22 protein-coding genes and 1 tRNA gene are annotated in these 25520 nt (G+C 73.1%); 13 read left to right on the forward strand and 10 right to left on the reverse strand.

Features of this window, described 5'->3' with window-relative positions:
• Together QQX09_RS06665 and QQX09_RS06670 are read right to left on the reverse strand one after the other, a co-directional pair.
• Complete coding sequence (locus QQX09_RS06665) at window positions 1-207, reverse strand: FmdB family zinc ribbon protein (protein WP_301132688.1); 207 nt, start codon at window positions 205-207, stop codon at window positions 1-3.
• A gap of 9 nt (window positions 208-216) precedes the next feature.
• Entirely contained in the window at window positions 217-846 is a 630-nt protein-coding gene (locus QQX09_RS06670) for a 5-formyltetrahydrofolate cyclo-ligase (RefSeq protein WP_301132690.1), read from the reverse strand.
• 90 nt (window positions 847-936) lie between these two features.
• Between QQX09_RS06670 and QQX09_RS06675 the strand changes: the two genes are divergently transcribed.
• The 3 genes from QQX09_RS06675 to QQX09_RS06685 are packed head-to-tail and all read left to right on the forward strand — an operon-like array spanning window position 937 to window position 3756.
• Complete coding sequence (locus QQX09_RS06675; RefSeq protein ID WP_301132694.1) at window positions 937-2145, forward strand: molybdopterin molybdotransferase MoeA; 1209 nt, start codon at window positions 937-939, stop codon at window positions 2143-2145.
• On the forward strand, window positions 2145-2723 hold the full coding sequence (locus QQX09_RS06680; RefSeq protein WP_301132696.1) for a GNAT family N-acetyltransferase: 579 nt from the start codon (window positions 2145-2147) through the stop codon (window positions 2721-2723). Before QQX09_RS06675 ends, QQX09_RS06680 begins: the two co-directional genes overlap by 1 nt.
• A 52-nt stretch (window positions 2724-2775) precedes the next feature.
• A complete protein-coding gene (locus tag QQX09_RS06685) occupies window positions 2776-3756 on the forward strand; it encodes a hypothetical protein (protein WP_301132698.1) in 981 nt (326 codons plus the stop codon).
• Window positions 3757-4007: 251 nt separating this feature from the next.
• Here QQX09_RS06685 and QQX09_RS06690 read toward each other — a convergent pair whose 3' ends face one another.
• Window positions 4008-5333: a glycosyltransferase gene (locus QQX09_RS06690; protein WP_301132701.1), complete on the reverse strand. Its 1326-nt coding sequence runs from the start codon at window positions 5331-5333 to the stop codon at window positions 4008-4010.
• A 10-nt stretch (window positions 5334-5343) separates the two neighbouring features.
• Window positions 5344-7554: a glycoside hydrolase domain-containing protein gene (locus QQX09_RS06695; protein WP_301132703.1), complete on the reverse strand. Its 2211-nt coding sequence runs from the start codon at window positions 7552-7554 to the stop codon at window positions 5344-5346.
• Window positions 7555-7794: 240 nt separating this feature from the next.
• Between QQX09_RS06695 and QQX09_RS06700 the strand changes: the two genes are divergently transcribed.
• Window positions 7795-7870, forward strand: a tRNA-Ala gene (locus QQX09_RS06700).
• Window positions 7871-7951: 81 nt separating this feature from the next.
• On the opposite strand, the gene QQX09_RS06705 is transcribed toward QQX09_RS06700, so the two are convergent.
• A complete protein-coding gene (locus QQX09_RS06705) occupies window positions 7952-9247 on the reverse strand; it encodes a cation:proton antiporter (protein WP_301132706.1) in 1296 nt (431 codons plus the stop codon).
• Between the two features lie 144 nt (window positions 9248-9391).
• Between QQX09_RS06705 and QQX09_RS06710 the strand changes: the two genes are divergently transcribed.
• Window positions 9392-10183 (forward strand): transglutaminase-like domain-containing protein, encoded by a 792-nt coding sequence (locus QQX09_RS06710; RefSeq protein WP_301132708.1) that lies wholly within the window; start codon window positions 9392-9394, stop codon window positions 10181-10183.
• Window positions 10184-10212: 29 nt separating this feature from the next.
• Here QQX09_RS06710 and QQX09_RS06715 read toward each other — a convergent pair whose 3' ends face one another.
• The 4 genes from QQX09_RS06715 to QQX09_RS06730 all read right to left on the reverse strand — a co-directional run bounded on the left by QQX09_RS06715 (window position 10213) and on the right by QQX09_RS06730 (window position 13918).
• Complete coding sequence (locus QQX09_RS06715) at window positions 10213-11262, reverse strand: hypothetical protein (RefSeq protein ID WP_301132709.1); 1050 nt, start codon at window positions 11260-11262, stop codon at window positions 10213-10215.
• 165 nt (window positions 11263-11427) lie between these two features.
• The gene (locus QQX09_RS06720; protein ID WP_301132710.1) at window positions 11428-12582 is read right to left on the reverse strand and encodes an acetyl-CoA C-acyltransferase; all 1155 of its coding nucleotides are present in this window, start codon (window positions 12580-12582) and stop codon (window positions 11428-11430) included.
• Complete coding sequence (locus QQX09_RS06725; protein WP_301132712.1) at window positions 12579-13220, reverse strand: CoA transferase subunit B; 642 nt, start codon at window positions 13218-13220, stop codon at window positions 12579-12581. The genes QQX09_RS06720 and QQX09_RS06725 overlap by 4 nt, the downstream gene beginning before the upstream one ends.
• A 2-nt stretch (window positions 13221-13222) precedes the next feature.
• Window positions 13223-13918, reverse strand: a complete 696-nt coding sequence (locus tag QQX09_RS06730) for a CoA transferase subunit A (RefSeq protein ID WP_301132714.1) — start codon at window positions 13916-13918, stop codon at window positions 13223-13225.
• Between the two features lie 139 nt (window positions 13919-14057).
• On the opposite strand from QQX09_RS06730, the gene QQX09_RS06735 reads away from it, so the two are divergent.
• The 8 genes from QQX09_RS06735 to QQX09_RS06770 all read left to right on the forward strand — a co-directional run bounded on the left by QQX09_RS06735 (window position 14058) and on the right by QQX09_RS06770 (window position 23778).
• Window positions 14058-14819, forward strand: a complete 762-nt coding sequence (locus tag QQX09_RS06735; RefSeq protein WP_301132716.1) for an IclR family transcriptional regulator — start codon at window positions 14058-14060, stop codon at window positions 14817-14819.
• 201 nt (window positions 14820-15020) lie between these two features.
• The gene (locus QQX09_RS06740; protein WP_301132717.1) at window positions 15021-15965 is read left to right on the forward strand and encodes an ABC transporter permease; all 945 of its coding nucleotides are present in this window, start codon (window positions 15021-15023) and stop codon (window positions 15963-15965) included.
• A complete protein-coding gene (locus QQX09_RS06745) occupies window positions 15962-16918 on the forward strand; it encodes an ABC transporter permease (RefSeq protein WP_301132719.1) in 957 nt (318 codons plus the stop codon). The genes QQX09_RS06740 and QQX09_RS06745 overlap by 4 nt, the downstream gene beginning before the upstream one ends.
• Window positions 16919-16967: 49 nt before the next feature.
• Complete coding sequence (locus tag QQX09_RS06750) at window positions 16968-18545, forward strand: ABC transporter substrate-binding protein (RefSeq protein ID WP_301132721.1); 1578 nt, start codon at window positions 16968-16970, stop codon at window positions 18543-18545.
• A gap of 89 nt (window positions 18546-18634) precedes the next feature.
• Entirely contained in the window at window positions 18635-19642 is a 1008-nt protein-coding gene (locus QQX09_RS06755) for an ABC transporter ATP-binding protein (protein WP_301132723.1), read from the forward strand.
• Complete coding sequence (locus tag QQX09_RS06760) at window positions 19639-20697, forward strand: ABC transporter ATP-binding protein (RefSeq protein ID WP_301132725.1); 1059 nt, start codon at window positions 19639-19641, stop codon at window positions 20695-20697. The genes QQX09_RS06755 and QQX09_RS06760 overlap by 4 nt, the downstream gene beginning before the upstream one ends.
• A 16-nt stretch (window positions 20698-20713) precedes the next feature.
• Window positions 20714-22384, forward strand: a complete 1671-nt coding sequence (locus QQX09_RS06765) for an amidohydrolase (RefSeq protein ID WP_301132727.1) — start codon at window positions 20714-20716, stop codon at window positions 22382-22384.
• Between the two features lie 26 nt (window positions 22385-22410).
• Entirely contained in the window at window positions 22411-23778 is a 1368-nt protein-coding gene (locus QQX09_RS06770) for an aspartate aminotransferase family protein (RefSeq protein WP_301132729.1), read from the forward strand.
• Window positions 23779-23968: 190 nt separating this feature from the next.
• Here QQX09_RS06770 and pdxR read toward each other — a convergent pair whose 3' ends face one another.
• Window positions 23969-25510 (reverse strand): MocR-like pyridoxine biosynthesis transcription factor PdxR, encoded by a 1542-nt coding sequence (pdxR, locus tag QQX09_RS06775; RefSeq protein ID WP_301132731.1) that lies wholly within the window; start codon window positions 25508-25510, stop codon window positions 23969-23971.
• Window positions 25511-25520 lie beyond the last annotated feature (10 nt).

The raw sequence follows: 25520 nt of genomic DNA on the forward strand, positions 1-25520 counted from the left end.
TCAGGAGGCGCTGGAGGCGGTCTTCGCGTCCGAGCGCGAGTCCGTGCGGTAGAAGCCCGAACCCTTGAAGGTCACGCCGACCGAGCCGAAGCGCTTGCGCACGGGGGACGTGCACTCGGGGCACTCGGTCAGCGCCGCATCGTGGATGGACTGGACCGCATCGAACGCGTGGTCGCACGCGGTGCACGCGTAGGAGTACGTAGGCATGCGCACATTCTACGCGGGGAGCGGGAATGCCCCCTCGGGTGTGATGACCATGTCCACGCCGAGGTCGTGCCGCTCGCGCGGGAGCGGGTGCTCGCGCGCATCGTGGACCTCGTTCGCGAAGGTGAGCGCGACCACGGGTGCCGCGGGCCGGGCCTCCATGAGCGCGCGGTCGTACCAGCCGCCTCCCTGGCCCAGCCGCGTGCCCGAGGTGTCCACCGCGAGGGCGGGCACCACGATGACGTCGGCCTCCGCGAGCGTCGCGGACGGCAGGAAGTCGCCGCTGGGCTCCGGCGGGCGGCCCGGGGCACGCTCGACCAGGTCCTCGACGCCGTGGTAGACGCCCCAGCCGCGCTGGAGGCCGTCGCCGAGCAGCGGGATGAGCACCTTGACGCCGCGGCGGTGGAGCGCCTCGATGAGGAGGTCGGTGCCGGGCTCGTGCGCGCGGGACGCGTACACCGAGACGCAGCGCGCCTCCTGGATGCTCGGCAGGCCGAGCACGAGGTCGCGAAGGGCGGCGGCCGCCTCGTGGCGCCGCCTCTCGCTCCGTTGGAGCCTGTCGCGTCGGATGCTCGCCCTCAGGTGCGCCTTCGCCTCGTCCGGTTCGAGTGCGCGAAGAGAGCTGTCGGACATCGGCGTCATGGGCACCATTGTGCCAAAGGTGAGTAAATCTTTGTTCCACCTCCGGGCATGTCCCTAGGCTCTGCACATGTGTCGAGCAGGAGGTCGCCCGTGCTGAGCCGCACCCTCGAGGAGCACCGCGCCGCGGTCACGAACGCGCTGGCGCCCATCCCGCCGCTCACGGTGCTCGTGGGCGACGCGGCGGGCGCGACCCTGGTGGAGCCGCTCGTCGCGGCCGCGCCGCTGCCCGCGCACGACGTCGCGGCGTGGGACGGCTACGCGGTCCGCGCCGGCGATGTCGGCGCCGACGCGCTCCCCGTCGCGCACGACGTGTCGTTCGCCGACCGCGGTCCGCGCACGCACCTGCCGGGGACCGCCGCGCGCGTCGCCTCCGGCATGCCGGTGCCCACGGGGGCCGATGCGGTGGTCCCGCTCGTCGCGACCGATCGGGGCGTCGCGCGCGTCGCCTTCCACGCCCCCGTCCGGGCGGGCGCCGGGGTGAGGCGCGCGGGAACCGATGCGGCGGCCGGGCGGATGGTCGTGCCCGCGGGCCGGCGCCTGGGCGGCCGGGAGCTCGCGCTCGCGGCGTCGCTCGGCCACCCGCGCCTCACGGTGCGGCCCGTGCCGCGCGTGGTCGTGCTCGCGACCGGGAGCGAGCTGGTCGACCCCGGCTCGGGGCGCGCCGGCGTGCCCGAGGCCACCGGCCACCTCATCGCCGTCGCCGCCCGCAACGCCGGCGCCCACGCCTACCGCGTGGGCCCCGTGCCCGACGACCGGCCCACGCTCCGCACCGCGATCGAGGACCAGCTGGTCCGCGCGGACCTGCTCATCGTCACCGGCGGGCTGAGCGACGGCGGCCAGGACACCGTCGCGCAGGTGCTGCAGGACCTGGGCGACGTGGACGACGTGCGGCTCGCGCTCGAGCCGGGCCCGCACCACGCGTTCGCGATGCTGGGCGAGGAGGGCGCGCGCCGCGTGCCGACCATCGCGCTGCCGGGTGCGCCCGCCGCCGCGGCCCTCGCGTTCGAGGCGTACGTGCGGCCCGCGCTGCGGCGCATGTGCGGCTTCACCGAGGTGGTCCGGCCGGGCGTGCGCGGGCGGCTCGACCGCGGCTGGCCGTCGCCGCCGGGGATCACGCAGGCCGTGCCGGTGCGCCTGGGCCTGGACCCCTCGGGCACGGTGACCGCGAGCCCGGCCTGCGAGCCCGGAGACGTCACGCTCGCCGCGCTCGGCGACGCGGACGGCATCGCGTGGGTCGACGCCGCGACCACGGAGGTGCGCGCGGGCGACGTGCTGCGCTGCACGGTCTGGGACGACTGATGGGCCGCGACCTCGTCCTCGGGGCGCCCGGGCTGCTGCTGCGCCCCCTCGCGCCGCGGGACGAGGACGAGTGGATGGCGCTGCGCGCGGACAACCGCGACTGGCTGCGGCCGTGGGAGGCGACAGTGCCCCCCGAGGCCGCGGCGGCGGACATGACGTTCCGTGCCTTCGTGCGTCAGGAGCGGCGTCAGCGGCGGCTGCTCGAGGCGCTGCCGCTCGCGATCGAGGTCGACGGCGCGCTCGCGGGCCGCGTGGTGATCGCCGGGATCCAGTGGGGCGCGCAGCGCTCCGGTTCGCTCGGGTACTGGGTGGCGCGGGACCGGGCGGGTAGCGAGCTCGTGCCGCGCGCGGCCGCGCTGCTCACGGAGCACGCGTTCCGCGTGGGGCTGCACCGCGTCGAGATCGCGATCCGGCCCGAGAACGCGGCGAGCCGGCGGGTGGCGGAGAAGCTCGGCTTCGTCGAGGAGGGACGGCGGCGGTCGTACCTCTACATCGACGGCGGCTGGCGCGACCACGCGATCTTCGCACGCACTCAAGACGACCCTCGTACCGGACGATATTGGGGTGTCGGCGGCTGACACGCCGGGCGCGTTGCGTCGCTCGCGGGCGGCGCGGCCGTAACGTCGTGCCATGCCTCCCGCTGGACTGCTCGCGATCATCGCCCTCGGCATGGTGCTCGCCTACGTCATCCCCCAGCGGATCCGCGAGCGCGCCGACTACGCGCTCGTGCGGACCGAGGACCGGTACTCCGCCGAGATGCGCGTCGTGAAGACCACCGCGTCGCGCGTCGAGCGCCCCGTTACCCGCGCCTCGTCCGACTCCGGCGAGGTGCCCCTGCTCGTCACCGGCGCCGCGCGCGCCTCGATCGCCTCGCTGGGCGCCGACGCGATGTCGCGCCCCGCCGGCCCGATCGACAAGGCCGCCACCACCGCCCAGCGTCAGCTCCTCGCGATGCGCAGCGACCGTGCCACGGCGCTCGTCGAGCGTCGCGCCCGGGCCCGCCGCCGTGCGCGGGTCGCGCTCGGCGTCACCGTCCTGGCCGCCGCCGCATGGGTGCTGGTCGCGTTCGGCCTGGTGCACGCGGTGGTGGGCGCGGTCGTGACCGCGCTGCTCGCCGGCGTCCTCGTCCAGGGCGCCCGCGCCGCCGCCGCTCAGCGTCGCGTCGACGCGCGGCTCTCGCTCGTCGCCCGCGAGGTGGGCGCCGCGGCGACCGCCACCCAGGCGCTGCGCAAGGTCACCGCGGATCGCGCGGCCGGCCGCGAGTCGCAGCCGTCCGACGTCGAGACGCAGGCCATCAAGATCGTCACGTCCGCGGACCTCGCGCCGCTGTCGGCCCCCGCGCCGATGCCGTTCGCGAAGGTCACCACCTCGGTCGAGCCCGTCGCGCAGGCGGCGGCCCCCGAGGAGTCCGCGGCGTGGAGCCCCCGCGAGCTGCCGGCCCCGAGCTACACGCTCAAGGCCGAGGTGCGGCCCGCGCAGGCACGCCCGCTCGACACGGGCGACATCGCCGCGGCCTCGTACCGCGCCGAGGAGGGCGAGGGGGCGCCGGCCGCTCCCGCGACCGGGTCGCTCGACGCGATCCTGGCCCGCCGCCGCAGCGCCTCGGCCTGAGCTGCGGCGCGCATCGTCCCCGCCCTCGCCCCCGGGCGCCCCCCGTCGGGCGCCCTGGTGGTACCAATCGGGACGACCAGGGCCGCACTCGTAGCGATTGGTACCAATCGGGACGACCAGGGCCCCACTCGTAGCGATTGGTACCACTCAGCCGCCCTGGTCAGCTACTCGGCCGCCGAGGTCAGGCGCCGCCGCACGCGACGAGGGCCGGGACCCTCGCGGATCCCGGCCCTCGTCCCTGCGGTCAGGCGTCAGACGCGCACGCGGCGCCCGTTCGCGATGAGCGCCGGCGCCGCCGGGGTGTCGACCCCGGGCAGCATGGCGAAGAGCCGGTCGAACACGTTGACGCGGTCGAACTGCATCGCGTGCTCGCGTGCGCGGGTCTCCCACCACTCGGCGTCGGCCTCGTCCATGCCCGCGGCGCACACGTTGAGCGCGACCGTGAGCGCAGACGGGTCGCCGGACGGCACCACCACCGCGGTGTCGCCCACCGCCTCGAGGATGCCGCCCGTGTCGCACGTGATGACGGGCCCGCCGCCGGCGAGCATCTTCTCGACGAGCGCGATGCCGAACGTCTCCGTGAACTCCGGTGCCGGCTTGGACGGCAGCGCGTAGGCGCTGCAGGCCGCCATGAGGTGCGGCTTCTCGTCGTCGCCCACGTCCTCGAGGAAGACGATGCGGTCGCGCGCCGCGGTGCGCGACGCCACCTCCCGGAAGTACGGCAGGTCCGGGCCGCGGCCCGCGATCACGAGGGTCTGGGACTCGCACGCCTCGGAGGCCGCGAAGCCGCGGATGAGGTCGTCGACGCCCTTCGCCTTCTGCAGCCGCGAGAGGTAGAGCACGAACTCGCCTCGCCCCAGCCCGCGGGAGGCGAGCACCCGGTCCGTCTCCGCATCGTCCAGCGCCAGGTAGGCCGACGTGTCGATCGCCGGGTACGAGATCCGCACCCGCTCCTCGCACTGCGCCGCGAAGGCCGTGCCGTACATGGCGTCGAGCTCGGCCGCCGAGGCCACGATGACGTCCTTGGTGTACTGCGACACCGCGACGCACACGTCCTGGCTGAGATAGGTCGACAGCACCGCGGCCGCCGCCCCGAACTCGCCGGTGTCCACCGCGGACCGCACCACGTCGGTGATGTCCGAGCCGACCGCCTCCGCGATCGTGGTGACGTTGACGGGCAGCCCCGTCGACCGCGCGATCCGCAGGGCGTCCGCGACCGCGGTGGTGTGCGGATGCAGGTACAGCGACATCGCGACGGTCGGCACGCCGTCCGTGAAGAGCTCGACGAGGCGCCCCACCATGCCGGCCAGGTAGCGGCCGTCGGGGATCTTGTAGCCGCCCACGGGCCCCGGGCGCTCGACGGTGATGCCGGGGGAGTACGGGAGGACGGTGTCGAGAGGCTTGAGCGGCAATCCTGTCTCCTCGAGGCGATCGAGGGGCCAGGTGACGATGCGGACATCGTCGAAGCCTCGGGTGAGCGCGACCTCGGCGAGGTTGCGGGCCTCGCCCGAGTGGCCGCAGATGACGGGGTCGGCCCGGACGATGATGACGAGCCTGCGGTTGACCTCGGTGTTCATGACACCTCCTTCACGGGAGCAGCCCCACGGTGGGGCGGGGGGTGGACGGCGGACGCTGCTTGCGCCCCCAGTCGCTCGGGGAGTCCCCGAGCACGAACCGCAGCTCTCCGCCCAGATGGAGCTCGGAGCCTGCGATCCAGGACGACTCGACGGGGGACCCGTCGAGGGTGACGGACCGGACGTACTGCACCGGCCCGCCCGGCCGGGGCTCGATGAAGCCCTCGGTCACGATGTGGAGTTCGCCGCGCGCCATACGCATCCTCGCTGACGCGAAGGCGGGCGGGTGGAGCAGGAAGAGGCTCTGCCCCGCGACGGGGAAGAGGCCCAGGGAGGCCCAGACGTACCACGACGATAACCCGCCGGAGTCGTCGTTTCCAGGGAGTCCTCCGCGGCCCGGGCCGAACATCTGGTGGACGATGCCGTGGACCACCTCGGCGGTCCGGTCCGGCCGGCCGGCGTAGTGGTAGGCCCACGGGGCCTCCATGTCCGGCTCGTTGTTGAGCCCCTCGAAGCGGCCCAGCCCGTAGCCGGCCACCATCTCCTCCGCGGAGGGGCGCTCGCCGGGCTGCACGACGGGCTCCGCGCCGTAGCCGAAGAAGCGGTCGAGCATCGCCACGAACGCGTCGTCGCCGCCGGCGAGCTCGATGCGTGCCGCCATGTCGTGCAGCAGCCGGAACGAGTAGTTGTAACGGGTGCCCTCGTAGTACGTGGACTCCCGGAGCAGGCCGGTGTGCGGGTCGAAGGCGTTGCGCCACCGGCTCGCCATCTCGACGTCCTCGCCCAGCTGCGCGCGGTCGCCCAGCAGCTCCGCGACCACGCCGGCGCACCAGTAGCCGTACGCGAGGTCGAGCGTGTGGCTCATGGGCTGCGCGTACCCCTGGAGCAGGAACTCCTCGCCGTACGCGCGGCGCAGGTCCGTCTGCATGTGGACCAGCGCCCAGTCCCAGTCGATGCCGTGCACGCCCAGGTGGGCGAGGTCGGCGAGCAGCGTGTGCACGAGCGCGCTGCCCTGCCGACTGAAGCGGTCCGAGCCGCGCGCCATGCGGTAGCCGATGGGCAGGTTGCCCTCCTGCTCCGCGATGGTGAGCATCGCGTTGGCGAACTCCACGACCCGCTCGGGCATGAGCGCGGTGAGCAGCGGCAGCTGCGTGCGGTAGATGTCCCACATCGTCGACACGTCGAAGACGAACGGTCCCTTGGCCCCCCAGAAAGGGCTCTCGTCGGACGCGAAGCACGGCTTGATGAGCGAGTGGTAGACGGCCGTCGCGAAGACCTCGCGCCGCGCATCGTCCTCCGTCTCGACGCTCACGGCGTCGAGCAGCCCGCGCCACGTCTCGCGCGTGCCCGCCAGGCGGCTCGAGAAGGTGCCGAGCTCGCCGAGGTCCGCGCGCAGGTTGCGGCGGGCCTGGTCGACGCCGCGCAGCGAGAAGCCGATGCGCAGCTCGACAGTGCGGTCGGGTGCCGCGGCGCCGATCCACATGAGGCCGAAGGGACGCAGCGTCGACGGGCGGATCGAGTCGAGGTCGAGGCGCGTGCCGGCCTGCATGAGCCGGCTGTCGTACCAGAGCATCTGGCGCCAGTCCTCGGCGTCGCACTCGATGTAGACGGCGAGCGGCACGCCCTCGACCACGATCTCGCCCTGCACCACGCCCGGCTCGACCGACTCGAGCCGCGCGCGCAGCGGCAGCGTCGCGCCGTAGGGGATCTCGAGGCCGCCGAGCGAGAAGTCGACCACCAGGCGGGCCGACGGGTGTTCGGGGAACGTGTAGCGGTGCACCACGGACTTCGGGCCGGCGACCAGCTCGGCCTCGATGCCGTTCTCCATGACCGCGTGGTAGTAGCCCGGGTGGGCCTCCTCGTCGACGATCTCCCACGAGCGGTCGAGCTCGTCGAGCGGCTCGAGCATCGGGGTGACGCGGAAGTAGTTGTAGTACTTGCGGATCGCGCCGGTGCCGGACTGCTGGAAGTGCGTGAAGCCGGAGGCGACGTTCTTGTCGTGCAGGCGCGTCGGCACGCCCTCGGTGGAGAGGTCGTACAGGCCGTAGCCGGTGGGGTAGGCGCCCGAGTAGGCGCACGCGGACACCATGCCAAGCGGGTAGCAGGCCCCCGGGTGGGTGTTGCCGACCTGGGGCTTCGGCCACCACCAGGTCGCGGCGATGCCCGTGGGCACGGGGAGCGAGGTGGCCTCGGTCCCGATGAACGGATCGACGTCGTCGTACACGGCGGCACCTCCTTCCCGAAGCCTGCTCCTGACGAGCGGGGGCCGCACGTCGTCGTGTGGCCTTGGAGTGACGGTAGGTGGCGCGAATGTCACCGTTATTGCGCGATTGTGACGAACTCTTTAACTTTTGCCCGGACTTTGCCGGGACGATGCGGCGGCCGGGCGGGGCCTCGGCGGCCGCTGGGCGGCCCGTGGGTGTACTTGCCGGCCCCCGAGAGGTGCTAATCTATTCGAGCACTTGGGGCTGTGGCGCAGTTGGTAGCGCGTCTCGTTCGCAATGAGAAGGTCAGGGGTTCGATTCCCCTCAGCTCCACCAGAGAGAAGGGGCCCGCCGGCAGGCGGGCCCCTTTCTTCATGTCCGGGAGGCCCTCGCCGCCGTCCGGCGGCAGCGACCGGCCTACGGGTTCGTCGAGGCGCCGCGATCGGCCGCGGGCAGGTGCCCGCGCCTCGCCTGCGGCGCATCCGCGTCGCCGGGCTCCGGCGCGCCTGAGGACCGCGCCGCCGCGGGCCCCGCGGTCGCGCCGTGGAGGAGGACGCTGAGCAGCACCGTGAGCGCGACCACCGCGATGGCCTGCGCGACCAGGGGGTGCTGGGACTCCGCGAGCTCCTCGACGGCGATCAGCGCGAACACCACCGAGGCGAGGCCACGTGGGCCGAACCACCCCAGGAAGAGCACGTGCCGAGGAGGCAGGCCCGCGCCGACGAGCGCGAGGGCCACGGGCAGCATCCGCAGGACGGTGAGCGCGAGCACCGCGTAGAGGACGGTCCAGCCGTTCGCGTAGGCGAGGATGACGGGGATCAGGCCGGCGCCGAACAGGAACCACACCCCCAGCGCGAGGAGCTCGCCGCCGAGCTCCGGCAGCACCACGTCCGCCTCGGTGTCCACGACGTCCTTGGCGGCGACCGCGCTGAAGGCGAGGCCGGCCGTGAACGCGGCGATGAAGGCGTTGGCGCCCGCGGCCTGCGCGAGCCCGAACGCGCAGACCGCGAGCGACAGCACGGCGATCCGGCGCGCCCCCGGCGTGGTCCAGCCGCGACGCGTCGCGACGGTGGCGGCCCAGCCGCCCAGCACCCCGACGGCCACGCCCGCGCCCGCGCCCACCGCGAGCTCGCGGACCACGGTCGCGAACGCGACGGACTCGGTCGCCGACGTGAGGCCCAGCGCGCTCGCGGTCAGCACCACGCCCACCGTGACCACGGGCGTCGCGATCCCGTCGTTGAGGCCGCTCTCGACGTTGAGCGACCGGCGCAGGAGCAGCGGGATGCGCCGGTCCTCGATCACGGGCGCGCTGAGCGCGGCATCGGTGGGCGCGAGGGCCGCCCCGATGAACAGCGCCAGCGCCCACGGCATGTCCGGGCCGAGGAGGAAGGCCGCGACGGTGCCGAGCACGATGGCCAGCGGCAGCCCGATGCCGAGCAGGCGCAGCGGCACGGCCGCCTGGCGCCGCAGCGCGCGCAGGTCGATGCGCGAGGCGTCGGCGAACAGCAGCATCGCGAGGGCGAGCTCCGCCACCGCGTGGGCCGACCGCGTCTCGACGTCGATGGCGAGCGGCCCCCACCACGGGTTGCCGAGCAGGAACCCGACGAGCGTGAAGAGCATGGGACCGGTGAGGTTGTGGCGGGAGAGCGCGCCCGACACGAACGCCCAGGCGGCGATGAGCAGCGCCAGCGCGGTGATCGACGTGGCGTCCATAAGCCGACGCTACGGCGCTGCGGGCATCCCTACCAGAGGGAACGCCTCGCCTCCGCGGGGTCGGGCCGCGAGCCGCGCGCCGCGCCTGGTCGCGAGGGTTCCCGTCGGAGCCGGCGGTGCTCGCGTCGATGAGAGCATGTGGCCATGCTGCGCACGCTCCAGTCCTCGCTCGTGCTCGAGGCCTCCGGCCCGGCCCGTGTGGTGCTCTCGGTCGCCGCCTCCGGCGCGCGGCCCCAGGAGGAGACCCTGACCGTCGAGGTCGACGGCGAGCCCGTCGCCGTGCGCGAGCTCGTGGACGACCACGGCTCGCGCCTCCACGAGCTCGAGGTCGACGGAGGGCGCATCGACGTCTCCTACCGCGCGACCCTCGAGGGACGCCATGACCCGGTGCCCGTGACGGACCTCGATCACCTGCGTTACCTGAGGCCCAGCCGCTACTGCGAGTCCGACACCCTGCACCCGATGGCCGTCGCCGAGGCGGGGGACCGCACGGGCCATGACCTGCTCGAGTTCGTCTCGAGCTGGGTGGGGACGCAGCTCGCCTACGTGTCCGGATCGTCGCGCCCGACCGATGGCGCCGTGGCGACCGTGCTCGCCCGTCAGGGTGTGTGCCGCGACTTCGCGCACGTGGTCGTGGCGTTGCTGCGCACGCTCGACGTGCCCGCGCGCGTGGTGTCCGTGTACGCGCCGGGGCTCGAGCCCATGGACTTCCACGCCGTCGCGGAGGCGCTCGTCGACGGCGAGTGGTGGGTGGTCGATGCGACCGCCCTCGCGCCGCGACAGACGATGGCGCGGATCGCCACCGGTCGCGATGCGGCCGACACCGCGTTCCTCACCACCATCGGCGATCCGGTCGAGCTCGTCTCGATGGAGGTCGGCGCCGTCGTGGACGACCTTCCGCGCGACGACGTGCGGGAGCGGGTCCGCCTGGGCTGAGGCTGCACGAGCGGCCGCGCCCGAGCCGTTCAGGAGCCGTCGCCGAGCAGCGCGTCGCCCAGGCGTGTCCAGAAGGTGGTCCAGGTGTCGTCGAGCGACAGGGCCTTCAGGGCGAGAGGGAGAACGGCGAGCACCTGGTTCATCGTGAACCGCTTGCGGATGCGTGTGTCGAAGGGCCACGTCGGCATGGCCTGTGCTTCATGGAACTGGCGTGCCACGTCCTCGAAGCGCTCGTCGAGCAGGCGTCGCGTCTCATCGTCGCCGGCCGCCCGCGACGCGTCGCGCATCGCCAGCGCCTCGGAGGCAGCGTGATCCGCGCGGGCGACGGCGTCGCGCCTCTGTTCGCGCATCCGCTCGTGGAACCAGCCGAACGGGAGCAGGAACGTGAGGAAGGAGAATGCCACCACCGTGACGAGCAGGACGGCGTAGGGACCGCGCCACGCCTCGTATCGCTGCTCGAAGAGATCGGTGAGCGGCCAGATGCCCAGGTAGATCGCGATCGCTGCGAAGATGCTGGCGCTGAACAGGAAGAGTTCGCCGACCGGGCGCAGGCCGGCGGCGCCGTCCGGGTGGCCCGGTCGGGCCTTGATGGTGACCCCTTGCGCGGCGAGCGACCGACCCAGGCGGCCGTAGCCGATCGCGCGTCCCAGGAACAGCCCGGCCAGGGTCGCACCGAGCAGCTCGAGCACGAAGAGCCCGACGTTGACCGGCGTGATCCTGCCCGACCAGATCCATGCGACCGTCATCAGCGTCGCAGCGACCGTCGCTCCTGCCCGAGCCCACCCGCGCGCCGAGCCGTTCAGCCGCTCGACGATCGCCTCGGCCTCGGGGGCCGCGCCGCGCTGATCCTGCAGGGCGCCTCCCGCCGCGAGCCGCTTCACGCAGGTCGCGGCGCGTTCCGGAAGTGCAGCGGACACGGGGAACAGCACGGCGAAGAGGATGGCGCCGGTGACCAGGAGCCAGTCCCATGCCGGGAGATCCGTTCCGTACCACCACCATTGGATCAGCACGGCTGCCCCGACGAGGCTCGATGCGATCCATGGCCAGGTGCTCAGGAGGAGCGTCTCGGGTGCGGTCAACGTCCGCTTCGTCGGACCCGGGCGCCAGCGGTCCGTGCGACGTGCGTCTCGTGGTCTGGTCACCCGGATCACCGCCCTCCAGTCCGGCTGCCCCGGTGCGGAGACTGCGTGCTGGTCCGCCTACGGGCCCACCCTTCCATCATGGCGCCTGCGGCGACGCCCCGCCTACAGGGCCTCGAGCAGCACCGCCGATCCCTGGCCGCCGCCGCCGCAGATCGCGGCGACGCCGAGCGCCCCCGAACCGAGGCCCGCGAGCGTGCGCGCGGCGTGCCCGACGATGCGCGTGCCCGACGCCCCGATGGGGTGGCCCAGCGCGATCGCGCCGCCGTGCGGGTTGACGAGGCGCGGGTCGAGGCCGAGGCGGGCGGCGGAGGCGATCGCGACGGCCGCGAAGGCCTCGTTGATCTCCGCGGTCGCGAGATCGGTGGCCGCGCGTCCGGCCCTCGCCAGCGCGGCCTCCGCCGCGGCGGCGGGCTGGTGGTGGAGCGACACGTCGGGCCCGGCGACGAGCGCCGTCGCGAGGATGCGGGCGAGCGGGCGCTCCGCGAGGCCCTCGCGCGCGAGCACGATGGCCGCGGCGCCGTCGGTGATCTGGGAGGCGTTGCCCGCGGTGATGGTGCCGCGGCCGCCGAAGGCGGGGCGCAGCCGCGCGAGCGACTCGGCCGTGGTGTCGGCGCGGAGGCCGTCGTCGGCGACCACCGCATCGTCCCTCCGCGGCGGCGTCAGCGGCGCGATCTCCTCGGCCTGGACGTCCGCGGATGCGGCGAGACGGCGGTGCGACTCGGCGGCCCACGCGTCCTGCTCCTCGCGCGTGAGGTCGAAGCGCTCGGAGTGCTCCTCGGTGGACGCGCCCATCGAGCGCCTCTCGAAGGCGTCGGAGAGGCCGTCGTCGGCCAGCGTGTCGAGCATCTCGATCGCGCCGTAGCGCGCCCCCATGCGCGACCCCACGTACGCGTGCGGCGCGAGGGTCATCGACTCCTGGCCGACCGCGAGCACCACGTCCGCCTCGCCGGCGGCGATGAGGCGCGCGCCGTGCGCCACGGCCTCGGTGCCGGACAGGCACACGACGTTGAGCGTGGATGCCGGCACCGTCATGGGCACGCCCGCCGCGACCGCGGTCTGGCGCGCGGGGTTCTGGCCCGCACCGGCCTGGAGCACCTGGCCCGCGACCACCTGGTCGACGCGGTCGGCGGCGATGCCGGCCCGCTCGAGCGCGGCCGCGGCGGCATGCGCCCCGAGGGCCGTGGCGGGGATGCGGGCGAACTGCCCGCAGAACTTGACGAAGGGGGTGCGGGCGTAGCCCGCGACGACGACGCTCACGCGGGCACCTCCACGCGGACCGGCGCGCCGGTGGCCTCGGCGACCTGCTCGAACGTGACGCCGGGGGCGAGGCGGCTGAGGACCAGCCCGCGGTCGTCGACGTCGAGCACGCACAGGTCGGTGACGATGCGGTCGACCACGCGGACGCCCGTGAGCGGAAGCGTGCACTCCTCGACGATCTTGGGGGCGCCGTCCTTGGCGACGTGGTCCGTGATGACCACCACCCGCTTGGTGCCCGCGACCAGGTCCATCGCGCCGCCCATGCCCTTGACGAGCTTGCCGGGGATGGTCCAGTTGGCGAGGTCGCCGTGCTGCGACACCTGGAGCGCGCCCAGGATCGCGGCGTCGACGTGCCCTCCGCGGATCATCGCGAAGCTCGTCGCCGAGTCGAAGAAGCTGCCGCCCGGCAGGACCGTGACGGTCTGCTTGCCCGCATTGATGAGGTCGGCGTCCTCGTCGCCGTCGATCGGGAACGGGCCCATGCCCAGCATCCCGTTCTCGCTCTGCAGCGTCACCGTCACGCCCGGCGGCAGGTGGTTCGCCACCAGCGTGGGGATGCCGATGCCGAGGTTCACGTACTGGCCGTCCTCGAGCTCCTCGGCGGCGATCGCCGCCATCTCGTCCCGCGTCCACCCCATGATCAGGCCTCCCTCGTGGTGCGCTGCTCGATGTCCTTGACCCGCGGCGTCGAGCGCACGAGCCGCTGCACGAAGATCCCCGGGGTCTCGACCGTGTCGGGGTCGAGCGGGTGCGGGTCGACGTGCTCGGCCTCGACCAGCGTGATCCGGCCCGACATCGCCGCGAGCGGGTTGAAGTTGCGCGCGGTGAACCGGTAGCGGAGGTTGCCCGCCGTGTCGGCACGATGCGCCCTCACCAGGGCCACGTCCGCGACGATGCCCCGCTCGAGCACGTAGTCGACGCCGTCGAAGGTCGCGGTGGGCTTGCCCTCGGCGACCGGGGTGCCCACGCCGGTGCGCGTGTAGAAGCCCGCGATGCCGGCTCCGCCCGCGCGCATCCGCTCGGCGAGCGTGCCCTGCGGCGCGAACTCGACCTCGAGGTCGCCCGCGAGGTACTGCTCCGCGAAGCGCCGGTTCTCGCCGACGTAGGACGCGACCACCTTGCGCACCTGGCCCGACTCGAGCAGGATGCCGAGCCCCTTGCCGTCGACGCCCATGTTGTTGCTCACGATGGTGAGGTCGCGCGCGCCCGTGTCGCGCACCGCCTCGATGAGGTCGGTGGGGTTGCCGCTCAGGCCGAACCCCCCGACCGCGATGATCTGCCCGTCCCTCACGACGTCCCGCACCGCATCCGCGGCGCTGGGGTACAGGTTCCCCATGGTGCCTCCGACTCCGTTGTCTGACCACATCGTGGATGCAGTGGACGCTAGACCTGAGGGGCGATTCGGGTCAATGGGCGCGCAGGATGTGGTCATCGGGGGCTAGGGTGTCCACAAAGTGGACGATGCGGGGGTGGCCGTGGCGGAGCAGGGGGCCCAGGTGGTGGCGCGGGTGGGCGCGGTGCTGCGCGAGCTCAGCGCGGCCGCGGGCGAGCCGGCGACCACCTCGCGGGTCGCGCAGGCGACCGGGCTCACCCGGCCCACCGCGCATCGTCTCCTCTCGGCGCTCGCGGGCGAGGGCCTGGTCGACCGCGACGCGGGTGGCGGCTGGGTGCTGGGGCCCGAGGCGTACATCCTGGGCGCCGTCGCGGCCGACCGCTACGACATCACCGAGCTCGCGCGCGACGCGGTGCGCGAGGTGGCCCGCGCGACGGGGGAGAGCGCCTTCCTGTCGGCGCGACGCGGAGACGAGTCGGTGTGCCTGCTGCGCGAGGAGGGGTCCTTCCCGCTGCGCTCGCACGTGCTGTACGAGGGCATCCGCTTCCCGCTCGGGGTCGCGTCAGCCGGCCTCGCGATGCTCGCGATGCTGCCGGACGCGGAGCGCGAGGCGTACCTCGCGCGCGCCGACCTCGTGGACGGCTGGGGTCCGGCCCACGCGGCCGGCCCGCTGCGCGCGCGCCTTGCCGCGGGCCGCGCGACCGGCTACGTGGTCAATCCCGGGCTCATCGTCGAGGGCTCGTGGGGCATGGCCGCCGCGGTCTTCGACGCCGCGGGCCGGCCCGCGTGGGCGCTGTCCGCCACGGGCGTCGAGTCGCGGTTCGGGGCCGACCGGCAGGGCGAGATCGGGAGGGTGCTGCTCGAGCAGGCCCACGCCGTGACGCAGAGGCTCCGCGCCCGCTGACCCGCGCCCGCGGGATAGGTGACACCGTGTGTCATCCATGTTTCCGCTGGCACCCCCGCCGTGACACAGGGGACACGCAGGTGTCGCGTCGGTTAACGGTGGCCCGGACCTTCCCCGGCCCCGTGGTTCTTATCGGAACGGCCGCCTCCTTGAAGGATCGATGACGTCAACACACGTCGATCGAGAACCGAGGAGGTGACCGTGGCGAAGTACCTGGCCAAGCGGCTCGGATCGGCACTGCTCGTCCTGTTCGCGCTGTCCCTGCTGTCCTTCGGGATGGTGCGCATGATGCCCGGCGACCCCGCGCTGCAGTACCTGAACATCGACAACCCGGACCCCAACCAGCTCGAGGAGGTCCGCGCCGAGCTGGGCCTCGACCGCCCGTGGACCACGCAGTACCTCGAGTGGCTCGGGGGCGTCCTCCACGGGGATTTCGGCACGTCGCTCACCAAGTCGGCGGAGATCGGGACGATGCTCGGGGACCGCTTCCCGGTGTCGCTGCAGCTCGCGCTCATCGCCGTCATCGTCGGCCTCGTCATCGGCCTGCCCAGCGGCGTCGTCTCGGCGGTCCGCCAGGGCACGCCGCTGGACGGCCTCATCCGCGGCGGATCGTTCATCGCGCTGTCCGTGCCGGCCTTCGCGATCGGCGCCGTCCTCATCATGGTGAACGCCTTCACGTTCAAGCTGCCGCTCATCGGGTACACGCCGTGGGACAAGGGCCCCGTCGCCTCGATCCTGTCGCTGCTGGTGCCGGCGCTCGTGCTCTCGCTCGCGATGTCCGCGGTGATCTCCCGCTACTCGCGCGGCACGGTGCTCGACACCCTCTCCCAGGACTACATCCGCACGGCCCGCTCGAAGGGCGTCCCCACCGGGCGCATCGTCCGCGGGCACGCGCTCCGGAACGCGCTCATCCCCGTCACCACGGTGGTGGGCATCCAGCTCGCGGCGCTCATCGGCGGCACCGTGGTGATCGAGAGCATCTTCCAGATCCCCGGCATGGGCTCGATGCTCATCGAGGCGATCAACAGCTCGGACTACCCGACCATCCAGGCCTGCGTGCTCGTGCTGGGCGCGTGCTTCGTGCTCATCAACCTGCTGGTGGACCTGCTCTACCCCGTCATCGACCCCCGGGTGCGTGCCTCATGATCAAGCTGAAGAAGAACGGCGCGCTCGTCGCCGGCCTCGCGATCCTCGCCGGTCTCACGGTCTACGCCGTCCTCGGCCCGCTCGTCGGGGGCTACGACCCGAACCTCACGACGGGCGGCCCGTTCGAGGGCCCGTCGGGCACCCACTGGCTCGGGACCGACAACATCGGCCGCGACAACTTCGTCCGCCTCGCGATCGCCACCCGCTACGCGCTGGTGATCTCGCTCGTGAGCTCGGTGATCGCCATGGTGATCGGCACGGGCATCGGCCTCATCGCGGGCTACGCGGGCGGCCGTCTCGACAACGTGCTCATGCGCGGCACCGAGATCATCATGGCCATCCCCGCGATCCTCTTCGCGCTCGTCATCCGCGTGATCATCGGGCCGGGCTTCCTGCCGCTCATCATCGCGATGGCGATCATCGGCGCCCCCGGCTTCGCCCGCATCATGCGCTCGCCCATCCTGGTGCTGCGCGACCGCGACTTCGTGGTCGCCGCGGAGATCGCGGGCGTGCGCAAGCCCTGGATCGCCCTCAGCCACCTGCTGCCCAACGCGACCACGCCGATGCTCGTGAACTTCGCCTCGACCGCGTCGCTCGCGGTGCTCATCGAGTCGAGCCTCAGCTTCCTGGGCCAGGGCGTGCAGGCTCCCGACCCGAGCGCGGGCCGCATGATCTCGGAGTCGATGCGCTACATGCAGCTCGACCCGCTGCTCATCGTGCTGCCGGCCGTGCTCATCACGCTGCTCACGGTCGCGTGGAACCTGCTCGCCGACGGCGTCCAGATGGCGCTCTCGCCCAAGGCCGGCAACCTCGCCGTGCCGACCCGCGGCCGTCGCCGCAAGAAGACGTCCGGAGCGGCCGGCAGGGCCGCCTCCGGCACGACGGTGGAGGCGGGCGACGCACCCGTGACCGCCGACACCCCCCAGGACGAGGCGGCCCCGGCCCGGGTCTGACCCACCCGCCGCGCCCCGTCCCACCCCATCCAAGGAGGAGACCCGCATCATGAGGACCATCACCCGAGGGATCGCCGCCACGGCCGCCGTGGCCGTGCTCGGCCTCTCGCTCGCCGCGTGCGCGAGCGGCTCCGAGACCGGCTCGAGCGAGTCGGCCGAGGCGCTGCCCGCGGTCGAGGGCGGCGCGCTCGTCTACGCGAGCGACGTCCAGCCGCTCGCCGGCGGGCTCGACCCCTACGTCGCCCAGGCCTTCGCGAACTCGAACGCGCTCGTCCAGATCTACGAGCCCCTGCTCGCGAAGGACGCCGACGGCACGATCATCCCGTGGCTCGCCGAGTCGTGGGAGCAGGTCGACGACCTCACCTACACCTTCACCCTGCGCGACGGCGTCACGTTCTCGGACGGCACCCCGCTCACCGTCGACGACGTGGTCTTCTCGCTCGAGCAGATCCGCGCCTCGTCCGCCGGCGCGAGCTACTTCCCGACCGTGGACCAGATCAGCGCGCTCGACGAGACGACGGTGCAGCTGACGACGCTCGTCCCCGACGCGACGATCCTCAACATCCTGTCGTACCGCGCCATGGCGATCGTCAACCAGGCCTGGTACGAGTCCACCTCGGAGGCGGACCGCCAGACCTCCGCGCTCGGTACGGGCCCGTTCGTGCTCGACGAGTGGCAGGACCAGGTCTCCATGACCTTCACCGCCAACGAGTCCTACTGGGGCGAGGGCCCCGAGGTCGACACGCTCGAGTTCCCCTTCATCGGCGACGAGAACGCCCGTGCCGCGCAGCTCCGTCAGGGCTCGGGCACCGACATGGCCTGGTTCCGCGACCCGATCCAGGTGCAGTCGCTCGAGTCCGAGGGCTACACCGTGGGTGAGAACGCCGCGACCCGCTCGCTCACCATGTACGTCAACGCCTCCGACGGCCCGCTCGCGGACGTCAAGGTGCGCCAGGCCGTCTCGAAGGCGATGGACCGCCAGGCCCTCATCGACTTCGCGATGGGCGGCATGGCCGAGCCCAGCCTCGTGGTGCCGGTCGGCGACCCGTGGGGCATCGCGCCCGACGAGTCGACGCCGAACTACGCGCACGACGTCGAGGGCGCGAAGGCGCTGCTCGCCGAGGCCGGCCAGGCCAGCCCGACGATCACCCTCACCTACGCCTCGGACGCGGCCTTCGCGCTCGACGTGCCGATGGTCGAGGTCCTCAAGCAGCAGCTCGCCGAGGCGGGCATCACGCTCGAGCTCGTCGGCAAGCCCTGGACCGAGGTGCTGCAGTCCTACATCGGCGGCACCTGGACCGACCTGGTCCTCGTGCCCGGCGTCTACATGCCGGACCCGTCGGCGTACTTCGCGACCGTCCTCACCCCGGGCCTGCCCATGGTCACCACCGTCGACGAGACCTCGCCCGAGGTCGCGCTGTACATGCAGCTCCGCTCGACCTTCGACGAGGCCGAGCGCGCCGAGGTCCTCGCGCAGCTCGAGGCCGCGGTCGCCGAGAACGTCAACGTGCTCGTCGCCTACACCGGTCCGCAGCGCTACGAGGTCTGGGGCGACACCGTGACCGGCTACGAGGTCGACCCGTACACCTACCGCGAGGGCCTCGCCGCCACGGCGAAGACCTCCTGAGGCCTCCGGCGGGCGGCGCGCGGCCCCGCGCCCGCGCCGCCCGCCGGGACCCACCCGATCCACCCACGCACCACACAGAGGAGGACGCCATGACCGCGACGATCGCCACCACCGACGCGCTCGCCGTCGAGGACCTCAGCATCAGCTACGGCGGCGGCACCCCCGTCGTCTCCGGCGTCGACCTGCGGGTCGGCCCGGGCGAGATCCTGGGCGTCATCGGGGAGTCCGGCTGCGGGAAGTCGAGCATCGGCTTCGCCGTGCTGGGCCTCCTGCCCACCACCGCCCGCGTCGACGCCGCCCGGCTCGACGTCGGCACGCGCCCCATGGGCGACGCCGACGAGGAGGACTGGAACGAGGTGCGCGGCCGCGTCGCCTCGATGGTGTTCCAGGAGCCCATGTCCGCGCTCAACCCGTGCATGCGGGTCGGCGCCCAGATCGCCGAGGTGCTGCTGGTGCACGGCCTCGCGGACAAGGAGGCCGCCCACGCCCGCGCGCTCGAGCTGCTCCGCCTGGTCCAGGTGCCCGAGCCCGAGCTGCGCGCCAAGCAGTTCCCCCACCAGATGTCCGGCGGCATGCGCCAGCGCATCGTCATCGCGATGGCCCTCGCCGCCAACCCGCAGCTGCTCGTCGCCGACGAGCCCACCACCGCCCTCGACGTCACGGTCCAGGCGCAGATCCTCGACCTGCTGGACCAGATGCGCCGCACCACCGGCGCGGGCGTGCTGCTCATCAGCCACGACCTCGGCGTCATCGCCCAGACGTGCGACCGCGTGGTCGTGATGTACGCCGGCGAGATCGTCGAGGAGGGCGTCCCCGCGGAGGTGCTCGCGCACCCCTCGCACCCGTACACCGCGGCGCTGGTCGCCTCGATCCCCACCACCACGACCGCGGCGCGCGAGGACCTGCCGATGATCGCCGGCGGCGTCCGCGACTCCGACCGCGCGACCGCGGGCTGCCGGTTCGCGGCACGATGCGCGTTCGCCACCGAGGCGTGCGCCGCGCCCCAGCCGCTGGTCCAGGTGGCACCCGCCCACACGGCCCGCTGCTGGCGCAGCACCGAGCTGGAACTCTCGACCCGCACGGAGGTGACGGCATGACCGCCACGGAGCTCGACCTCGCCCCCCGCCCCGAGCAGGCGGCGGAGCCGCTCATGACGCTCAACGGCATCCGCCAGGAGTTCCCGGCCTCCGGCGGGCGCACCGTCCACGCGCTCGACGGCGTCACCCTCGAGGTGCAGCGCGGCGAGACGCTCGGCATCGTCGGCGAGTCGGGCTGCGGCAAGTCGACCCTCGCCCGGGCCGCGCTGCTGCTGCGCAAGCCCACCGCAGGGGAGATCCGCTTCGACGGCGCCGATGCGCTGAGCATGCGTGGCGGCCGCCTCCGCGCCCACCGCCGCCGCGCGCAGATGGTCTTCCAGGATCCCAACGACTCGCTCGACCCGCGCTACAAGGTGCTCCGCTCCGTGATGGAGCCCCTGCTCGCCGCCGGCGTGCCGCGGCGCGAGGCCAAGGACAAGGCGCTCGCCGCGCTCGAGGCCGTCGGCGCCCCGGACGGCGCCGCCGGCCGCTTCCCGCACGAGTTCTCGGGCGGCCAGCGCCAGCGCATCGCGATCGCCCGCGCGATCGCCACGGAGCCCGAGCTCGTGGTCCTCGACGAGCCCACCAGCGCGCTCGACGTGTCGATCCAGGCGCAGATCCTCAACCTGCTGCTCGAGCTGCAGGAGAGCAAGCAGCTCACCTACATGTTCATCTCGCACAACCTCGCGGTGATCCGCCACCTGTCGCACCGCGTCGCGGTGATGTACCTGGGCCGCATCGTCGAGGTGGGCCCGGCGGCGCAGGTGCTCGCCGACCCGCTGCACCCGTACACCGCGGCGCTGCTGTCCGCGGTGCCGGACCCCGAGGCGGGCAAGCGGGAACGGATCATCCTTCAGGGCGACCCGCCGAGCCCCACCCAGCGCGCCGCCGGCTGCGCCTTCGCGAGCCGCTGCTGGCTCGCCACCGAGCAGTGCCGCACCGAGGCGCCGCCGCTCGTCCACACCGACGTCGCCGCGGACGCCACCGGCGGCCACCTCGTCGCGTGCCACCGTCCCGGCGAGGGCCAGGAGGCGCTGCGCCTCGGCCTCCGTCCCGCATCGTCCACCACCGTCTGACAGAAGGAGCGTCACCATGACCGAGACCGTCACCATCCTCACCGCGAAGCTGGTCCGCACGCTGGACGATGCCGTCCCGACCGGTACCGCCGTCGCCGTCCGCGGCGACCGGATCCTCGCCGTCGGCACCCCCGAGGTGCTGCTCGCGACCTACCCCGGCGCCGAGGTCGACGACCGCTACGCCGACCAGGTGCTCGCCCCCGGCTTCGTCGAGGCCCACTCCCACATGGGCGCCGGCATGGACAGCCCGTTCTACCTGGGCTACTTCCCGCGCATGACGCCCGACGGCGTCCCGCTGCACGGCGCCCAGTCGTGGCAGGGCGTGCTCGACGCCCTCAAGGCCTGGGACGCGGAGCTGCCCGAGGGCGAGGTCCTCAACGCCCGCGGCCTCGACATGCTCTTCCACCCGGGCGAGACGCTCGACCGCCACGCGCTCGACTCGGTGAGCAGCACGCGCGGCATCTACGTCATCCACGCGAGCGGGCACGTCGCCACCGCCAACTCCGTGCTGCTGGACAAGGCCGGCTACGGCGCCGACACGGACATCGAGGGCGTCGTCAAGGGCGAGGACGGGCTCCCCACCGGCGAGCTGCAGGAGATGGGCGCGATGATGCCCGTGATGGCCGCGCTCGGCATGGACTTCTCCAAGGGCATGACGAGCGAGAAGGGCATGTACGACTTCGCCGCCGACGCCCGCAACCACGGCTGCACCACCGCCACCGACCTCGCGAGCTTCGACGCCGTCCGCCCCGGCGGGCTGGGCCTGCTCACCGAGGTCACGAGCCGCGAGGACTTCTCGCTGCGCCTGGTCCCCGCCACCTTCGGCGGCATGACAAAGTCCGCGGAGGAGGCCGAGGGCATGGCCGCCCTCGTGAGGTCCATCCAGGACAAGGGCAACGCGAAGCTCCACCTCGGCACCGTCAAGCTCATGCTCGACGGCTCGATCCAGCAGCACACCGCGAAGCTGCAGGACCCCGGCTACGTGTGCGGGCACGACGACGGCATCTGGAACACCGACGCCGAGACGTTCCGCGCGCAGGTGAGCGCCTTCCACAAGGCGGGCCTCAACATCCACGTGCACTGCAACGGCGACGAGGCGACCGAGGTGTTCTGCGACGCCGTCGAGTCGGTGCTCGCGGAGACCCCGCGCTGGAACCACCGCCACACCGTCACCCACTCGCAGCTCACCACCCGCGCGCAGTACAAGCGCATGGCCGAGCTGGGCATGGGCGCCAACATCTTCTCCAACCACATCTGGTACTGGGGCGACCAGCACATCGACCTCACGGTGGGCCCGGACCGCGTCCAGCGCATGAACGCCGCCCGCACCGCGCTCGACTCGGGCGTGAAGATCGCGCTCCACTGCGACACCCCGGTGACGCCGCTCGACCCGCTGGCCACCGCCTCGTACGCCGTCGAGCGCCGCACCCCGACCGGCCGCTCGTGGGGCGACGCCGAGCGCATCTCCGTGAAGGAGGCCCTCGAGGCCATCACCATCGGCCCGGCGTACCTGCTCAAGCTCGACCACCTGGTCGGCTCGATCGTCCCCGGCAAGTACGCGGACTTCGCGGTCCTCGACCGTGACCCGTTCGAGGTCGCCGAGGCCAAGGAGCTGCGCGACATCACCGTCCTCGGCACCGTCGTCGGCGGCGTCCACTTCCCGTCCCCGGTCGTCGCGACCGTCTGATCCGGACCCTGAGAGAGGAGCACACCGTGCCCATCCCCAACGACGCGCTCGGCCGCGAGGCCTACGAGCTCGACCGCGCGCACGTCTTCCACTCGTGGTCCGCGCAGAAGGCGCTCGACCCGATGGTCATCACCGGCGGCGAGGGGTCCTACCTCTGGGACGCCGACGGCAGGCGGTACCTCGACTTCTCGTCGCAGCTCGTCTACACGAACGTGGGCCACCAGCACCCCAAGGTCGTCGCCGCGATCCAGGAGCAGGCCGCGACCCTCGCGACCATCGCGCCGGCGCACGCGAACGACAAGCGGTCGAAGGCCGCGAAGCTCATCGCGGACCTCGCGCCCGAGGGCATGAGCAAGGTGTTCTTCACCAACGGCGGCGCCGAGTCCATCGAGAACGCGATCCGCATGGCGCGGCTGCACACCGGGCGCACCAAGGTGATGTCCCAGTACCGCAGCTACCACGGCTCGACCGCGACGGCCATCCAGGTGACGGGCGACCCGCGCCGCTTCCCGAACGAGTTCGTGCCCGCCGGCACGGTCCACTTCTTCGGGCCGTTCCTCTACCGCTCGGCGTTCAACGCGACCACCGAGCAGGAAGAGTGCGACCGCGCGCTCGAGCACCTCGAGCAGATGATCACCTTCGAGGGGCCCGGCACCATCGCGGCGATCGTCCTCGAGACCGTCCCCGGCACCTCCGGCATCATGCCGCCGCCGCCGGGCTACCTCGCCGGCGTGCGCGAGCTGTGCGACCGCTTCGGGATCCTCATGATCTGCGACGAGGTGATGGCCGGCTTCGGCCGCACCGGCGCGTGGTTCGCGATCGACCACTACGGCATCACCCCGGACCTCATCACCTTCGCCAAGGGCGTGAACTCCGGCTACGTGCCCATGGGCGGCGTCATCATCCGCGACGAGGTCGCCGCGACGTTCGACGAGCGCGCCTACCCCGGCGGCCTCACCTACTCGGGCCACCCGCTGGCCGCGGCGGCCGCCGTCGCGACCATCGAGGCGATGCACGAGGAGCAGGTCGTGGAGAACGCGGCCCGGCTCGGCTCGGAGGTCTTCGGGCCCGCGCTGCGCGAGATGGCCGAGCGCCACCCCTCGATCGGCGAGGTCCGCGGCCTGGGCGCGTTCTGGGCGCTCGACCTGGTCAAGGACCGCGAGACCAAGGAGCCGCTCGCCCCGTACGGGGGCGCGGCGCCCGCGGTCACCGGCGTCCTGGCGGCGGCGCGCGAGGCCGGCCTGCTGCTGTTCAACCAGTTCCACCGGATCCACCTGTGCCCGCCGTGCAACCTCTCCGACGAGGAGGCCCGCGAGGGCCTCGCGATCCTCGACGAGGCGCTCGAGGTCGCGGACGCGGCCTACGAGGGCGTGCGGGAGCCGGCCCTGGTCTGACGGCCGGAGCGAGACCGGGAGGGGGCGGGCCCAGCACCGCCCCCTCCCTTCGTCTCTCCCGGTCATCCCTCCACGCGGGACGATGCGGGAGCGGCCCGATCCGGGCATGTCGCCCGTTCACATCGGGACTTCTGGTGGGGGAGCGGCTCGGGCGCGTGGAGGAGCAACCGGGGTGCCCGGGGAATGCGGGCTACTCGGCGAGCTGCTCGCGGATCGCCTCGCCCAGCAGCTCGACGCCGCGCGGGATCGCCTGCAGCGGGATCGTGTTGAAGCCCACGCGGATGTGGTTCCGCTTCGCGCCCTCGAGGAAGAAGCGCTCGCCGGCGTCGATGAGGACGCCCTTGCCGCGCGCGATGGCCGCGGCCCGGGTGCCGTCGAAGCCCTCGGGGCCCGTGAGCCACACGCTGAGACCGCCGGCCGGCACCGGTCCGAGCGGGAACGGCAGGTGCCGCTCGAGCTCCTCGGTCAGCACCTCCCACTTGCGGACCAGGTGGCGGCGGTGCTGGCGCAGCGCGCGGTGGTACTCGCCGGACTCGATGAAGAGCCCGAGCGCGCGCTGCAGGTGGCCCGACGGATGCTTGGTGAGGTAGCGCCGGCGCTCGCGGAGCGCGGCGATGAGCGCCGCATCGGCCACCACGAAGCCGAGCCGCAGGCCCGGCGCCACGAACTTCGAGAACGTGCCCACGTAGATGACGCGTCCCGTGCGGTCGAGCGACTTGAGCGACGGCGTGGGGCGGCCCTTGAAGCGGACCTCGGAGTCGAAGTCGTCCTCGATGATGAGCGCGTCCTCGGCCTGCGCGGCGCGGAGGATCGCGGCGCGGCGCGAGTAGGACGTGGTGACGGAGGTCGGGTGGTGGTGGCTGGGGGTGAGGTAGACGAACTCGGAGCGTGCCGCATCGGCCTTCGACACCCGTGCGCCGGAGGCGTCGACCTCGACCGGGTGGAGCGTCGCGCCCGCGTTGCGGAAGATGTGCCACGCGTCGACGTAGCCGGGGTTCTCGACGCTCACCGTGTTGCCCGGCTCGATGAGGAGGTCCGCGAGCATCGAGAGGGCCTGCTGCGCGCCGTTGGTGATGATGACCTCGGACGGGCTCACCGACATGCCGCGCGGCGGCAGGATCTCGCGGCAGATCGCCTTGACCAGCAGCTCGTCGTCGGCGTCGACCGAGTCGCGGAGGCTGGCCGCCATGTGCGGCCCGGCCAGCGCGTCGTTGAGCGCGCGCAGCCACGCGCGGGCGGGGAAGGACGACAGCTCGGGCTGGCCGGGCAGGAACGGGAAGGGGTAGCGGTTCCAGTCCGGGTGGGCCGCCGCGTGGTGGAGGTCCTCGCCCAGCGGGCGCGGCAGGCGTGCCTGCCAGTCGACCTGGCCGGTCGGCACGGACCGGTGGTGCGGCGCGCGGGCCGGCTGAGGGGCGGACGATGCGCCGGGCTGGGCGGTCGCGAGCCGCTCGGCGGCGGGGTACAGGCCCGAGCGCGGACGCGACTCGATGAGGCCCAGCGCGGTGAGCTCCTGGTACGCGGCCGAGACCGTGTTGCGCGACACCCCGAGCACGCCCGCGAGGTGGCGCGACGACGGCAGCGGGCGATGCGGCTTGAAGCGGCCCTCGAGCAGCGACTGCTCGAGGAAGCGGCGGACCTGCTGGAAGAGCGGCTCGCGGCTGTCGGGGTCGAGGTACTGGCGCGCGCGGTCGCCGAAGGCCTCGTCGGTCTCGATGTCGCGTTCGATGGTCATGCGTCCCTCC

This window comes from Demequina litoralis, assembly GCF_030418455.1.
GTDB lineage: Bacteria > Actinomycetota > Actinomycetes > Actinomycetales > Demequinaceae > Demequina > Demequina litoralis.

Bases quoted from the DNA above. Each gene is read 5' to 3' on its own strand.
- QQX09_RS06665 (WP_301132688.1), bottom strand. From the start codon at position 207: ATGCCTACGTACTCCTACGCGTGCACCGCGTGCGACCACGCGTTCGAT.
- QQX09_RS06670 (WP_301132690.1), bottom strand. From the start codon at position 846: ATGACGCCGATGTCCGACAGCTCTCTTCGCGCACTCGAACCGGACGAG.
- QQX09_RS06680 (WP_301132696.1), top strand. From the start codon at position 2,145: ATGGGCCGCGACCTCGTCCTCGGGGCGCCCGGGCTGCTGCTGCGCCCC.
- QQX09_RS06685 (WP_301132698.1), top strand. From the start codon at position 2,776: ATGCCTCCCGCTGGACTGCTCGCGATCATCGCCCTCGGCATGGTGCTC.
- QQX09_RS06690 (WP_301132701.1), bottom strand. From the start codon at position 5,333: ATGAACACCGAGGTCAACCGCAGGCTCGTCATCATCGTCCGGGCCGAC.
- QQX09_RS06705 (WP_301132706.1), bottom strand. From the start codon at position 9,247: ATGGACGCCACGTCGATCACCGCGCTGGCGCTGCTCATCGCCGCCTGG.
- QQX09_RS06710 (WP_301132708.1), top strand. From the start codon at position 9,392: ATGCTGCGCACGCTCCAGTCCTCGCTCGTGCTCGAGGCCTCCGGCCCG.
- QQX09_RS06725 (WP_301132712.1), bottom strand. From the start codon at position 13,220: ATGGGGTGGACGCGGGACGAGATGGCGGCGATCGCCGCCGAGGAGCTC.
- QQX09_RS06730 (WP_301132714.1), bottom strand. From the start codon at position 13,918: ATGGGGAACCTGTACCCCAGCGCCGCGGATGCGGTGCGGGACGTCGTG.
- QQX09_RS06745 (WP_301132719.1), top strand. From the start codon at position 15,962: ATGATCAAGCTGAAGAAGAACGGCGCGCTCGTCGCCGGCCTCGCGATC.
- QQX09_RS06750 (WP_301132721.1), top strand. From the start codon at position 16,968: ATGAGGACCATCACCCGAGGGATCGCCGCCACGGCCGCCGTGGCCGTG.
- QQX09_RS06755 (WP_301132723.1), top strand. From the start codon at position 18,635: ATGACCGCGACGATCGCCACCACCGACGCGCTCGCCGTCGAGGACCTC.
- QQX09_RS06760 (WP_301132725.1), top strand. From the start codon at position 19,639: ATGACCGCCACGGAGCTCGACCTCGCCCCCCGCCCCGAGCAGGCGGCG.
- QQX09_RS06765 (WP_301132727.1), top strand. From the start codon at position 20,714: ATGACCGAGACCGTCACCATCCTCACCGCGAAGCTGGTCCGCACGCTG.
- pdxR (WP_301132731.1), bottom strand. From the start codon at position 25,510: ATGACCATCGAACGCGACATCGAGACCGACGAGGCCTTCGGCGACCGC.